Below are 13,055 nucleotides of genomic sequence, written 5' to 3' on the forward strand. Positions count from 1 at the left end.
GTGTCGCGGGCCTCGGCCCTCCGTCACCAGGTCGTGGGCTTGCCCTTCTGGAACAGCCACACGTCGAAGAAGGCGGTGAGGTCCCGTCCGGACTCCCGCTCGGCGAGGGCGATGAAGTCGGCCGTTCCGGCGTGGTGGTACCGGTGGCTGGCCGCCCAGCCGCGCAGGATGCGGAAGAACGTGTCGTCGCCGACCTTGCCGCGCAGCGCGTGCAGGGTCATCGCGCCCCGGTTGTACGGGATGTTGCTGAACATCTCCTCGGGGCCCGGGTCGGCGAGGACGATCTGCCAGAACGGCGACGACGCGGCGCGACCGTAGTTGCTGCTGCTGTTGAAGGTCTGGCTGACCGACGCGCCGCCGTTGTACTCGGTGTACATCCACTGGGCGTAGGTGGCGAAGCCCTCGTTGAGCCAGATGTCCGACCAGCGTTCCGGGGAGACGCTGTCGCCGTACCACTGGTGGGCCAGTTCGTGGGCCATCGTGCCGACGCTCGCCGTGCTGGAGAAGATGGGCTTGGTCTGGGTCTCCAGGGCGTAGCCCACCTCGGGTGCCCGGTCGATGATCGCCCCGGTCGAGGCGAAGGGGTACGGGCCGAACAGCGTGGAGAAGAAGTCGATCATCCTGGGGATCTGTGCCACCGCCGCGGCGGACCCGGAGACCTGCCGCGGGTCGGTCGCCACGTAGACGGGGATCCCGCCGGAGGTGGTCGACTCGGTGACCACGAAGGTGCCGATGGTGATCGTCGCCAGGTAGGTGGCCATCGGCTCGGTCGAGTCCCACACGAAGGTGGTCCAGCCGTTCCGGGTCTTCTGGGACAGGAGCTGGCCGTTGCCGACGGCGGTGAGCCCCGCCGGCACCGTCGCGGTGAACCGGAAGGTGGCCTTGTCGGTCGGGTGGTCGTTGGTGGGCAGCCACGCGGGCGTGCCCTGGGGTTCCCCGACGACGAAGGCGCCGTCGTCGGTGGGCACCCAGCCCTCGATCGACCCGTCCGGGTCGGTGACCGGGCCCGGTACGCCGGCGTACTTCACCACCACGGTGAACCTGTGTCCGGTCTTGAGCTTCGGCCGCGGCGTGACGACCAGCTCCTGGCCGTGTCGGCTGAAGCCGTGCGCATGCCCGTCGACCGTCACGGCGGAGACCTCCGGGCCGCGGAAGTCCAGGTTGAACCGGTCGAGGTCCTGCGTGGCGACCGCGGTGATGGTGGCGGTGGCATCCATGAACCGGGTGGCCGGGTCGTAGGAGAAGGTGAGGTCGTAGTGCTGGACGTCGTACCCGCCGTTGCCCTGGTCCGGGAAGTACGGGTCCCCGGCGCTCGCCGCGCCGGCCGAGTACCGGGGGGCTCCCGGGGCGCCGGGTGCCGCGCCGGCCGCGGTCGGCGCCACCGCCGACCCGGCAGCCACGAGGACGACCGTGGCCAGTGCGGCGCTGCGCAGGCGTGGGACTGTCATGTGGTTCCTCTCCATTGGACTGCCAGCGCGGTGCCGGGCAGCGTGTGTCTGCCCCATCCACGCGCACGGGGCGCCCCTGCGTCAAGGTCTGGAGGCCACCTCACCGTCGTGGTGTGTGCCGAGGGTGGCGGGATGACGCGGCCCGCGACCGGGTGGAGGGCTCCCGGCACCGGCCGGGGAGCCCTCCACGTTCGCCGGTCGGGTCAGTAGACGGTCACGCCGTACGCGTTGGCCGCTTCGCGTACCGGCTGGTAGAAGGTGGTGCCGCCGCTGCGGCAGTCACCGCTTCCGCCGGAGGTGATGCCCAGCGCCCGGGTGCCGTCGTAGAGGGGGCCACCGGAGTCGCCGGGCTCGGCGCAGACGTTGGTCTGGATCATGCCCCGTACGGTGCCGCCGCCCTTGCCGACGTAGCGGACCGAGACGTCCAGCGCGGTCACGGTGCCCCGGTGGGTGCCGGTTGTCGAGCCGGTGCGCGTGACGGACTCACCGACGAAGGCGTCCGCGACGGTGAAGCCGCCGGGGTGGGTGAGCGAGGTGTTGTCGTAGCGGACCAGCGCGTAGTCGTTGCCCGGGAAGCTGGAGCCGACGGTCGGGCCGACGAGCGTGGTCTGGCTGGAGTTCGTGTACCAGGTGTTGGCGACGTTTCCGCAGTGTCCGGCCGTCAGGAAGTAGTAGGTGCCGCCGCTGACCACGTTGAAGCCGAGCGAGCAGCGGTATCCACCGCCGTAGATGGCGTCGCCGGCGCCCAGGAGCGGGGCGAACACACCCTTCGCCCGCTCGACCCGGATGGCGCCGGCCTTCGCCCCGGCGCTCTTCGTGATCCTCGCGAGCTCGGCGCGGGAGACGCTGTCGTCGGCGGTCACGACGACCCGTCCGGACGCGGCGTCCACGTGCCAGGCGATGCCCTCGACGCCGGAGCGTTGGACGGCGTCGCTGACCTCGGCCAGTTGGCTCGCGCTGTAGTCCCGGGGCGACGACGCGGCGGCCGTCGACGGCGCGAAGGCGGCGGTGGCGACCAGGCCGACGCTCACGGCGACCAGCTTGGACCAGACGGTGTGGCGGCGGGTGGGAGAGGGTGTGAGGCTCACTGTCTCCTCCTTGGAGGCGAGTCGGATGGTGGCCTCGTGGGTCGGCGTCGGGGTGACGCATCGCTGCGGTTGGTCGATGTGCCCGCCTGACACACGCTCCCGTCAGTATTTGCGTCTGTCGATCGCTGCGCAAGCCGTCAGTTGCCGGTCAGCCGGTCGGCGCGGGCGTGCAGGTAGCGCTGCTGGGCGAGGTTCGTCGACCGGCCGGCCGCCTCCCGGTAGGCGTCGCGGGCGGCGTCCCGGTCGCCGACCAGCTCCAGCAGGTGCGCCCGGGCCGCGGGCAGCCGGGGGTCGCGCGCGAGCCGGCCGTCGGCGTTCAGGTCGTCGAGCAGGGCCAGGCCGGCCGGAGCGCCGCGGCTCATGGCGACCGCCACCGCGTGGTTGAGCGCCACCACCGGGTTGTCGTTCATCCCGCGCAGCACCTCGTAGAGGGCGGTGATCTGCGCCCAGTCCGTCTCCGCCGCGCTCGGCGCCTCGTCGTGCAGGGCCGCGATGGCCGCCTGCACCTGGTACGGGCCGACGGGCCCGCGGGGCAGGGCCGCGCTGACCAGCGCGACGCCCTCGGCGATCTGCGCGGCCTTCCACCGGCTCCGGTCCTGCTCGGCCATCGGCACCAGCTCGCCGTGCGGACCGACCCGGGCCGGCGCCCGCGCGTCGGTGAGCAGCATGAGGGCGAGCAGCCCGGCCACCTCGGCGTCGTCGGGCAGCAGCCGGTGCACCAGGCGGGTCAGCCGGATCGCCTCGGCCGCGAGGTCGGCGCGGAACAGGCCGGGCCCGCTCGTGCGGGCGTACCCCTCGTTGAAGATCAGGTAGAGGACGTGCAGCACGGCGGCGAGCCGCTCGCGTCGTTCCGCGCCGGTGGGCATCCGGAACGGCACGCCGCTGGCGCGGATCCGCTGCTTGCCCCGGCTGATGCGCCGGGTCATGGTCTCCTCCGGCACCAGGAACGCGCGCGCCACCTCCGCCGTGCTGAGCCCGCCCACGGCCCGCAGGGTGAGCGCGATCTGCGAGGCCGGGGAGAGCGCCGGGTGGCAGCACAGGAAGAGCAGGATGAGGCTGTCGTCGCCGTCGTCGGGCGCCTCGTCGGCGGGCGGCGCCACCCGGTCGGCGGGGCGCACCCACCGGGCCACCGTGTCCTCCCGCCGGGTCCGCGCCTGCTCCCGGCGGAGCAGGTCGGTGAGGCGGCGGGCGGCCACCGCGATCAGCCAGGCCCGGGGATCGTCGGGTACGCCGCCGCGGGGCCAGGCGGTGGCGGCGGCGATGAGCGCCTCCTGGGTGGCGTCCTCGGCGGTGTCGAAGTGGCCGTAGCGGCGGACGAGCGCGCCGAGGACCTGCGGCGCCAGGTCGCGCAGCAGGTCCTCGACGGTCGTGCCGGGCACCGGTCAGCCGGCCAGGTCCTCGACGCCGTCGAGCACCGGCCGCACGTCGACGTACTCGCCGGGGGCGTCCGGGTTCACGTACCCGGCGGCGATCTCGGTGGCCCGGTCGAAGCTGGCGCACTCCACGATGGTGTAGCCGGCGAGCACCTCCTGCGTCTCCGGGTACGGCCCGTCGGTCACCACCGGCAGTCCGTCCCTGACCTGGACGCGGCGCGCGTGCACCGGCGCGGTCAGGCCGCGGGCGTCGACGAACTCCCCGGACTCGACGAGCGCCTGGTGGACCTTCTCCATGTGCGCGTGCATGGCCGCCACCTGCTCCGGGGACATGGCCGGCTTGTCGCCCGGCCGCCCGGACAGGACGTCGTAGTCCTGTTGCGAGCCGTACAGCATGATCATGTACTTCACGTCTGCTCCTTCCGCCGGCGCGGCGCGCCGCTCACCGGGGACGTCGAGGCCGACACCCCGTTCCGGACACGCCGCCGGCGGTCCGTCACCGCGCCCGACCCCGCCACGCCCGGACCCCGGGCGGCCGGCGCGTAGCCGCGCCGCGCGGGACGTCCAGGACAGCGTCTCGCACCGGACCGCGTCCAGTCCCCGCGCCACGCCCCGGCGCGGCGAGCCCGGCGACGCGACGTGCCGGGTGGCCGGGCGGCGGCGGCCCGTCCTGACCGCGGCGGGCGGCGGGGATCCGGCCGGTGGTGAACCGGCGGGGCCCGCCGGCCGTGAGCACTGACGCATGGTCGACGCGCCGCCGGGGTATGGCTGTGCGGCAGCACGGACGCCGGGGAGGGCAATGGTGGAGGCAGGCTCGGCACGTCGTTCCCGGGTCCGGCTGGCCGGCCTCGTGGCGGCGGTGCTCGCCGCGGCCGGATGTTTCGTGGGCGGAGTCTCCGACCCGCAGGGCGGGGAGCCGGCGCCGCCGGTCCCGACGGTGGAGCCCGAGGCGACCACGACCCGCGCCGACAGCACCACGAGCATCGAGGAGTTCGCCGAGGACGTCGCCAGCGCGCAGGCCGTCGCCGAGCGCTACTGGGCCGCGCGGTTCCGGGAGTCCGGCGAGAGGTTCCAGCCGATCCGGCGGATCATCCCGTACCAGCGGGCGGGGGAGGTGTCCTGCGGCGGGCAGCCGCTGCCCCGCAACAACGCCGTCTACTGCTCCCAGGGCGACTTCATCGCCTACGACGTGACCTGGTCGGTCGCCGCGTTCCGCCAGGTCGGCGACGCGTTCGTGTTCTACCTGCTCGGCCACGAGTACGCGCACGGCGTCCAGGTGCGCCTCGGCGTCCGCTACGACTTCACGATCCAGCAGGAGCTGCAGGCCGACTGCATGGCCGGGGCGTACCTCGGCGACTCGGTGCGGGCGGGCGACCTCACCCTGGCCGAGGGCGACCTGGAGGAGTTCCGGGAGGGCCTCGCGGCCGTCGGCGACGACCCCGGCCAACCGTGGTTCGCCGAGGGCTCGCACGGCACCGCCGAGCAGCGCACCGAGTCGTTCTTCCGCGGCTACGAGAACTCCCTGTCGGCCTGCGGCCTGGGCTGAAACACGTTGGCCCAGGTCACCCGACCGGGTACCGCCGGGGTGGGCGGCGCGCGACCCTGAGAGGATCCCGGGATGCCGCACGATCCGCTCACCAGCCGTCACCCCGCCGCCGTGCTCTTCGACATGGACGGCACCCTGGTCGACAGCGAGAAGCTGTGGGACATCGCGCTGCAGGAGCTCGCCGAGTCGTACGGCGGCACCCTCTCCGACGCGGCCCGCCGGGCGATCACCGGGACCAGCATGGCCGAGTCGATGCGCATCGTCCACGACGACCTCGGCCAGCCCGAACGGGACCCGGCCGCCAGCGCCGCGTGGATCGACGCCCGGATCCTGGAGCTGTTCCGCAGCGGGCTGCGCTGGCGGCCCGGCGCGATGGCCCTGCTGCGGGCCGTCCGCGCGGCCGGCATCCCGACCGCCCTCGTGACGTCCAGCGGCCGGCCGCTGGTCGAGGTGGCGCTGGAGACGCTGGGGCGGGACAGCTTCGACGCGGTGGTCTGCGGCGACGAGGTGGCCGCGCCCAAGCCGGACCCGGAGCCGTACCTCACGGCGGCCCGGCTGCTCGGTGTGCCCATCGAGCGGTGCGTGGCGATCGAGGACTCGCGGACCGGCGTGGCGAGCGCGCTCGCGGCGGGCGCCGCCGTGCTGGCCGTGCCGGCCGAGGTGCCGCTGCCGCCGACGGACGGCGTACACCAGCTCGACAGCCTGGCCGGCGCGGACCTGGACCTGCTCGCCGCGCTGCTCGAGCGGCGCGCCCCCGCCGGCCGCCGAGGCTGAGCGGCGAGGCCCCTCGCCGCGCGGAACACGGACGAGGGGCCCAGCGGCCGCCACCGTTGAGCGACGCGGGCCCCTCGCCGCGCGGAACGCGGACGAGGGGCCCCGCCGGACGGTCAGTCGTGGGCGATCGCGCCCAGGACGTTGATCCGGGCGGCCCGGATCGCGGGCAGCACCGCCGCGACGACGCCGACGATCGCGGCGAGGCCGAGGAAGACGCCCATCTGCGACCAGGGCAGGATCAGGTCGGTGATGCCCTCGTCCTTGAGGGCCTCGACCACGGCCGCGCCGAGACCGGCGCCGACGACGACGCCGAGCAGCGCCCCGAACACCGAGATCACCACGGCCTCCACGGTGATCATCCGCATGGTCTGGGCCCGGCGCAGGCCGATGGCCCGCAGCAGCCCCAGCTCGCGGGTGCGTTCCAGCACCGACAGGGCGAGGGTGTTCACGATGCCGAGGACGGCGATCACGATGGCCAGCGCCAGCAGGATCTGGATCATCGTGAGCAGCCCGTCGAGCTGGCTGGCCTGCTGCTCGATGAACGCGTCCCGGTCCGCCACCGACACCTCGGGCGAGTCCGCGAGCAGCGCCTCGACCTGCGGCTGCACGTCCGCCACACGGGTGCCCGGGGCGAGCTGGATGAAGCCCTGGATCGGCTGCGGGATCGCGAAGTCGCGGGCCGCCTGCGGCGGCAGCACGACCGGGTTGGTGAGCTGGCTCGCCGTGTAGATGCCGCTGACCGTGTAGGTGCGGGCGTCGCCCCGGGCCAGCTGCACCGGCACCGTCGAGCCGACCGACAGCCCGCGGTTCTTCGCGACGTCCGAACTGACGAGCATCTCGTCCGGCGCGAGCCGGTCGATGTCACCCGCCGTGGGAGTCGCCCCGAAGATCTGCCGCAGCGCGCCGACCTCGCTGCTCGCGGCCACCCACGTCCGCTCGCCGCCGACCACGGCCATGTCGCCGTACTCGCCGTCGACCAGCCGGACACCGGGGATCGCGGCGACCTTCTCCAGCACCGCCGGGTCGAACGTCGGCGGCCGGGGGCCGCTCTGCACCCCGGAGATCACCAGCTCGGCCTTGATGCTGTCCTGGGCGAGGCCGCTGATGCTGCTCTTGGCCGAGTCCAGGATCACCGTCACGCCGGTGACCAGGGCGATGCCGACCATGAGCGCGGCCGCCGTGATGGCGGTGCGGCGCGGGTTGCGCCCCGAGTTGAGCCGGCCCAGTTTGCCCGGCACCGACCAGGCGAAGATCGTCCCGAGCAGGTTCACCACGGGCCGGCTGATGAGCGGCGTCAGCAGCGCCACGCCGATGAAGGCGAACAGCACCCCGCCGAGGATCGTCACCAGCGTGTTGTCGCCGGCGTTGCCGCCGAGCCCCAGGAAGAGCAGCACGGCGCCGACGGCGGTGACCAGCCCACCGGCCACCGTGATCTTCGTGAGCGGCCGGTCCGGGGTGGCCACGTCCTGCATGGCGGCGATCGGCGGGATGCGCGAGGCCCGCAGCGCCGGCAGCAGCGCCGCCACCACGGTGATCACGATGCCGACGGCGAACGCGCTGATCACGGCGCTCGCCGGCACGCCCAGCCCGGCCAGGGTGAGATCGCCGGCCAGGTTCCCGAACGCCCACGCCAGCAGCGCGCCGATGCCGATGCCGGCGGCCAGGCCGAGCACCGAGGCGATCAGACCCACGGCGACGGCCTCCAGCACCACCGAGCTGACGATCTGCCGCCGGCCCGCGCCGATGGCCCGCATGAGCGCCAGCTCCCGGGTCCGCTGCGCCACGATGATCGAGAACGTGTTGAGGATCAGGAACGTGCCCACCAGCAGCGCCACCGCCGCGAAGCCGAGCAGGATCCGGTTGAAGAAGGACAGCGCCTCCTTGAAGCCGGCCGCCGCCTCGTCGGAGAGCTGCTTGCCGGTCTTCACCTCGTACGCGTCGCCCACGGCCGTGGCCACCGCGTCACGCAGCGACTCGGCCGACACGCCGTCCGCGGCCTTCACCGACACGCTGTTGACGGTGCCCGCCTCGCCGAGCATCAGCCGCTGCGCCACCGGCGTGGTGAACATGATCTCGTTGGCCCCGCCGATGGAGTCCCGGCCGCCGCTGTAACCGAAGATCCCGACGATCGTGAACTCCTGCTTCGGGCCCAGGGGGGTGAGCACACCCACCCGGTCGCCGACGGCCACCTTTCCGGCCGTCGCGAGCCCCTTGTTGATCACGATCTCGCCGTCGGCGTTCGGGCCGCGACCCTCGCGCAGCCGGATCAGGTCCGACTCGCCGGTCCAGTTCTCACCCAACTGGGGCGGCCCGAACGAGGCCACCGCCTTGCCGTTGCTGCCGATCAGCCGCGCCCCGTCGGCGGCGATCACACCCGTGGCCTCGGCCACCCCCGGCACCGCGCGGACCTTCTCGACCGTCGCCGCCGGGAACGGCGGCGGCGTCTGCTCGCCCTCCATCTCCGACAGGGCGATCTTCGGCTTGGCCGCGACGTTGACGTCGATGCCCTCGTACGCGTCGGCGAAGATCGCGTCGAAGGTGCGGCCGAGGGTGTCGGTCAGCACGAACGCGCCGGAGACGAACATCACGCCCAGCACGACCGCCAGGCCGGACAGCACGAGCCGCAGCTTGCGCGCCAGCAGGCTCTTGAGCGTCGCCCGCAGCATCAGCCGTTCACCTCGGTCGGGGCGTCCAGCTTCTTCATCGTGTCGAGCACGGTCTCGGCGGTCGGCTCGATCAGCTCGGAGACGATCTGCCCGTCGGCGAGGAAGACCACCCGATCGGCGTACGCGGCGGCCGTCGGGTCGTGGGTGACCATGACGATCGTCTGGCCGTGCTCCCGCACCGAGTTGCGCAGGAAGTTCAGCACCTCCGCGCCGGCGCGCGAGTCCAGGTTGCCCGTCGGCTCGTCCGCGAAGATCACCTCGGGGCGGGAGACCAGCGCGCGGGCGCACGCCACCCGCTGCTGCTGCCCGCCGGAGAGCTGCGCCGGGCGGTGGTCGAGCCGGTCCCGCAGACCGACCGTGTCGATCACGGTGTCGTACCAGGCCGGGTCCGGCTTGCGCCCCGCGATCGACAGGGGCAGCAGGATGTTCTCCTTCGCGCTGAGCGTGGGCAGCAGGTTGAACTGCTGGAAGATGAAGCCCACCTTGTCCCGGCGCAGCTTCGTCAGCCCCGCGTCGCCGAGGCCGGTGACCGTGGTGTCGCCGATCGACACCGTCCCCCGGGTCACCGTGTCCAGGCCCGCCAGGCAGTGCATGAGCGTCGACTTGCCGGACCCGGACGGGCCCATGATCGCGGTGAAGCGCCCCCGCTCGAACTCCGCGCTGACCCCCCGCAGCGCGATGACCTGCGCCTCACCGCTGCCGTACACCTTCCACACGTCGCTCGCCCGGGCCGCGGCCTGCGCCTGCCGGCCTACCGTCGCGGTCACGTCGTCTCCCTCTTGTCGTCAGGTTGGTCCGCGCCGCCCCCGCTGGTTTCGACGCGGCAGTCCCATCGTCCGTGCTGGCCACCCCGGATCCGTCCGCCTACGGGCGGAGCCGGCGCGGATTTCCGCGCTGCGGGTGCCCCCCATCCCGGCTCAGGGTTGACCCTGACCGGGCGTGCCGTCGCCGCGTCCTCGTCGCCGCCGGCAACGGCACCCGGCCGACGCTAGGAGCTCACGCCGCGTGAGAGTCAACCGCGCCGGACCGTCTGCGGTCACGGTAGGTGACGGCGGCAACCGGGCCGTCGCACCACGGAGGGATCTTCGGGTACGCCCATCGACGTAGCCGGCCGGCCCGCCCTACCCCCGGGGGCGGACCAGACCCGTCTCGTACGCGAGCACGACGGCCTGCACCCGGTCCCGCAGTCCCAGTTTCGTGAGCACGTGCCCGACGTGGGTCTTGATCGTGGTCTCGCTCACCGACAGCTCGGCGGCGATCTCGGCGTTGGACAGCCCGCGCGCCACCTGCACGAGCACCTCCCGCTCACGGTCGGTCAGCGCCGCCAGGGAACGCGGCGGCGTCGCCGACGGGTCCGGCAGCACGTCGGCGAAGCGGTCCAGCAGCCGCTTGAGGATCCGCGGCGCCACGACCGCCTCACCGGCGGCCACGGTGCGGATGGCCGTGACGAGGTCCTCGGCCGGCACGTCCTTGGCCAGGAAGCCGCTCGCCCCGGCGCGCAGCGCCCCCACCACGTACTCGTCCAGGTCGAACGTGGTGAGGATCAGCACGCGCACCGGCAGCCGGGCGTCGACGATGGCTCGCGTGGCGGCCACCCCGTCCATCCGCGGCATCCGGATGTCCATGAGCACCACGTCGGGCAGCAGCCGGCGCGCCAGGTCCACCGCCTCCACGCCGTCCCCGGCCTCGGCGACGACGTCCAGGTCGTCCTCGGTGCCCAGCACCATCCGGAACCCGGTGCGCAGCAGCGGCTGGTCGTCGGCGAGCAGGACGCGTACCGGCCGTGCCGTCCCGTCGGTCATCGTGCCCCCTGTCCCGCCCCGCCGCGCCGGCTCACGCCGCGACCTGGCCCTCCCGCTCCACCGGAATTCTCGCGTACACCCGGAAACCGCCGCCCGGGCGGGCGCCGGCCCGCAGCACCCCACCGTAGAGGCCGACCCGCTCCCGCATGCCCACCAGGCCGTGCCCCACCCGTGAGGTGTCGGGCGCCGGACCGCGCCCGGTGTCGGTCACCTCCACCTCGACGGCCGCCTCGCCGTAGGCGATGCGCACCTCGGCCGTCGCCGCGCCGGCGTGCTTGAGCACGTTGGTGAGCGCCTCCTGCACGATCCGGTAGACCGCCAGCGCCACCCCGTCCTCGACCACCCGCGGGCCGCCCTCCACCCGGACGGTCACGGGCAGGCCGGCCTCGCGGACCTGCTCGGCCAGGGCCTCGATGCCGGCCAGGCCGGGCTGCGGGGCGAGGTCGGCGGCCGGCTCCGCCTCGGTGCGCAGCACGTCCAGCAGCCGGCGCAGCTCCCGCAGCGTGGCGCGGCCCGTCTCCTCGATCGTGCCGATCACCTCGTCGGCGGCGTCCGGATCCCGGCGCAGCACCCGCCGCGCACCGGTGGCCAGCACCCCCATGACGCTCACGTGGTGCGCCACCACGTCGTGCAGCTCCCGGGCGATGCGCCGGCGCTCGTCGGCGACCGCCTGCGCCGCCAGCGCCCGCTGCTGCTCCTCGGCCACCCGGGCCCGCTCCCGCAGCGCGAGCGTCGCCGCCCGCCGGGCGTGTACCACCCGCCCCACCGCGTACGACAGCAGCCCGACGAGCAGGTTGTTCAGCACCAGCAGGACCGGCCCCACGTCCTGCGCGCTGCTCGGCGGGGCCACGACGGTGACCACCACCACCGGCACCCACAGCACGGCCGCGGCCAGCGCCGCCGAGCGGGCCGGTCGCCGCGCCGCCAGGGTGTACGTGAGTATGGCGAACGCCAGACCCTGCGCGCCGGGACCGCCGCCGGTGAGCGCCGGCAGCGCCAGCGTCGGCAGCGCCGCGGCGACCGCCGCCCGGGGCGCGACCCGGCGCAGCGCGACGGGGAACGCGCACAGCACGCTCCAGAGCAGCGCGAGCGGCAGCGGATGCGGCGTGCTTCGCGGCGCCGCGATCACGGCGAACAGCGCGTCCAGCGCCACCAGGGCGGCGGCGAGGAGGGCGTCGACGGCCAGCGGGTGCCGGCGCAGCACCACCCACGGGCGCTCGGTCATACCGCGACGCTAGCCGCCGCCCGGCCGCGATGATCGTCGCCGAAGGTGAGCCTGCCCTCCTCCCCAGGGATGAGGGTCACTCGTCCGCGCCGGGGGGCGCCGGCCGCGACCGGGCGTCGCGCAGCGGGTCGGCGTCGGCCGCCCCCAGCGGGAACGGCGGCGGCGTGCCGCCGAAGCTCGGGCACAGCGCCTGGTGGCTGCACCAGTCGCACAGCCTGCTCGGTCGGGGCCGGAAGTCCTGCTGGGCGGTGGCCTGCTCGATCGCCCGCCACAGCGCCACCACCGTTCGTTCGAAGCGGACCAGTTCCTCGGCGTCGGGCGTGTAGTCGCAGACCTCCGCGTCGCGCAGGTAGAGCAGGCGCAGCACCCGGGGCACGACCCCCCGGGTGCGCCAGAGCACCAGCGCGTAGAACTTCAGCTGGAACAGGGCGCGCGCCTCGAACGCCTCCCGCGGCGCCCCGCCGGTCTTGTAGTCGACCACGCGCAGCGCCCCGTCCGGCGCCACGTCGAGCCGGTCGAGGTAGCCGCGGATCAGCAGCTCGTCGTCGACCACCGCGGAGATGAGGCTCTCCCGCTCGGCCGGCTCCAGCCGGCGCGGGTCCTCCACCGCGAAGTAGCCCTCCAGCAGCGCCGCGGCGGACCGGAGGAACTCGCCCACGGCCGCCGGGTCCGCGTCGTCACCGAACAGCTCCGCCAGCTCCGGCTGCTCGGTGACGAGCCGGTCCCACTGGGGGGCCACCAGGTCGGCCGCCGCCGCCGGGGTGCGACCCCCGGCCGGCAGGTCGAACAGACGCTCCAGCACCGCGTGCACCAGCGTGCCCCGGGCCTGCTCGACGGTGGGCCGCTCGGGCAGCCGGTCGATGCTGCGGAAGCGGTAGAGCAGGGGGCAGGTCTTGAAATCCGCCGCCCGCGACGGCGACAGCGACGCCCGCACTGTCGGCGGCACCTCCGCCGCGGCCGTGGGCTGTCGCGTCGTCACCGGTTCCGCCGTCATGCCCGGAAGGTTAGGGCACCGGTCTGACACCGCCCGCGCCCCCGCCGCCCGCGCGGCGCCGCGGGCGCAGTCCGTAGCATCGACCCGATGGAGCAGACCTCCCGGCCGCGGCGCCGGCCCCGCCCCGGCCCCGGCGTGA

General features: G+C 74.2%; 11 protein-coding genes. 2 read left to right on the plus strand and 9 right to left on the minus strand.

Features of this window, described 5'->3' with window-relative positions; all coding sequences use genetic code 11:
- Positions 1-23: 23 nt before the first annotated feature.
- The 4 genes from OG994_RS07715 to OG994_RS07730 all read right to left on the minus strand — a co-directional run bounded on the left by OG994_RS07715 (position 24) and on the right by OG994_RS07730 (position 4,311).
- Positions 24-1,448, minus strand: coding sequence for a M1 family metallopeptidase (locus tag OG994_RS07715; RefSeq protein WP_328852662.1), 1,425 nt, complete (start codon positions 1,446-1,448; stop codon positions 24-26).
- A 203-nt stretch (positions 1,449-1,651) separates the two neighbouring features.
- Complete coding sequence (locus OG994_RS07720) at positions 1,652-2,536, minus strand: S1 family peptidase (protein WP_328852663.1); 885 nt, start codon at positions 2,534-2,536, stop codon at positions 1,652-1,654.
- Positions 2,537-2,673: 137 nt separating this feature from the next.
- Entirely contained in the window at positions 2,674-3,915 is a 1,242-nt protein-coding gene (locus OG994_RS07725; RefSeq protein ID WP_328852664.1) for an RNA polymerase sigma factor, read from the minus strand.
- Positions 3,916-3,918: 3 nt separating this feature from the next.
- Positions 3,919-4,311 (minus strand): YciI family protein, encoded by a 393-nt coding sequence (locus tag OG994_RS07730; protein ID WP_240032793.1) that lies wholly within the window; start codon positions 4,309-4,311, stop codon positions 3,919-3,921.
- A 397-nt stretch (positions 4,312-4,708) separates the two neighbouring features.
- Here OG994_RS07730 and OG994_RS07735 point away from each other — a divergent pair, with 397 nt between their 5' ends.
- Positions 4,709-5,455, plus strand: a complete 747-nt coding sequence (locus tag OG994_RS07735; protein WP_407942572.1) for a neutral zinc metallopeptidase — start codon at positions 4,709-4,711, stop codon at positions 5,453-5,455.
- A gap of 111 nt (positions 5,456-5,566) precedes the next feature.
- Complete coding sequence (locus OG994_RS07740) at positions 5,567-6,229, plus strand: HAD family hydrolase (RefSeq protein ID WP_328853686.1); 663 nt, start codon at positions 5,567-5,569, stop codon at positions 6,227-6,229.
- A 113-nt stretch (positions 6,230-6,342) separates the two neighbouring features.
- Here OG994_RS07740 and OG994_RS07745 read toward each other — a convergent pair whose 3' ends face one another.
- From OG994_RS07745 to OG994_RS07765, 5 genes are all read right to left on the minus strand, one after another.
- The gene (locus tag OG994_RS07745) at positions 6,343-8,895 is read right to left on the minus strand and encodes an ABC transporter permease (protein ID WP_328852665.1); all 2,553 of its coding nucleotides are present in this window, start codon (positions 8,893-8,895) and stop codon (positions 6,343-6,345) included.
- On the minus strand, positions 8,895-9,662 hold the full coding sequence (locus OG994_RS07750) for an ABC transporter ATP-binding protein (protein ID WP_120326999.1): 768 nt from the start codon (positions 9,660-9,662) through the stop codon (positions 8,895-8,897). The genes OG994_RS07745 and OG994_RS07750 overlap by 1 nt, the downstream gene beginning before the upstream one ends.
- Positions 9,663-10,016: 354 nt before the next feature.
- Positions 10,017-10,697: a response regulator transcription factor gene (locus tag OG994_RS07755; protein WP_328852666.1), complete on the minus strand. Its 681-nt coding sequence runs from the start codon at positions 10,695-10,697 to the stop codon at positions 10,017-10,019.
- A 31-nt stretch (positions 10,698-10,728) separates the two neighbouring features.
- Positions 10,729-11,922, minus strand: a complete 1,194-nt coding sequence (locus tag OG994_RS07760; protein ID WP_120327001.1) for a sensor histidine kinase — start codon at positions 11,920-11,922, stop codon at positions 10,729-10,731.
- Between the two features lie 76 nt (positions 11,923-11,998).
- A complete protein-coding gene (locus OG994_RS07765) occupies positions 11,999-12,916 on the minus strand; it encodes a RecB family exonuclease (protein ID WP_328852667.1) in 918 nt (305 codons plus the stop codon).
- Positions 12,917-13,055: the final 139 nt, after the last annotated feature.

This window comes from Micromonospora globbae, assembly GCF_036184225.1.
Lineage (GTDB): Bacteria > Actinomycetota > Actinomycetes > Mycobacteriales > Micromonosporaceae > Micromonospora > Micromonospora globbae.

Excerpts from the sequence above, each read along its gene's own strand:
- OG994_RS07715 (WP_328852662.1), bottom strand. The coding sequence starts at position 1,448 with ATGACAGTCCCACGCCTGCGCAGCGCCGCACTGGCCACGGTCGTCCTC.
- OG994_RS07730 (WP_240032793.1), bottom strand. The coding sequence starts at position 4,311 with ATGATCATGCTGTACGGCTCGCAACAGGACTACGACGTCCTGTCCGGG.
- OG994_RS07735 (WP_407942572.1), top strand. The coding sequence starts at position 4,709 with ATGGTGGAGGCAGGCTCGGCACGTCGTTCCCGGGTCCGGCTGGCCGGC.
- OG994_RS07745 (WP_328852665.1), bottom strand. The coding sequence starts at position 8,895 with ATGCTGCGGGCGACGCTCAAGAGCCTGCTGGCGCGCAAGCTGCGGCTC.
- OG994_RS07755 (WP_328852666.1), bottom strand. The coding sequence starts at position 10,697 with ATGACCGACGGGACGGCACGGCCGGTACGCGTCCTGCTCGCCGACGAC.
- OG994_RS07760 (WP_120327001.1), bottom strand. The coding sequence starts at position 11,922 with ATGACCGAGCGCCCGTGGGTGGTGCTGCGCCGGCACCCGCTGGCCGTC.
- OG994_RS07765 (WP_328852667.1), bottom strand. The coding sequence starts at position 12,916 with ATGACGGCGGAACCGGTGACGACGCGACAGCCCACGGCCGCGGCGGAG.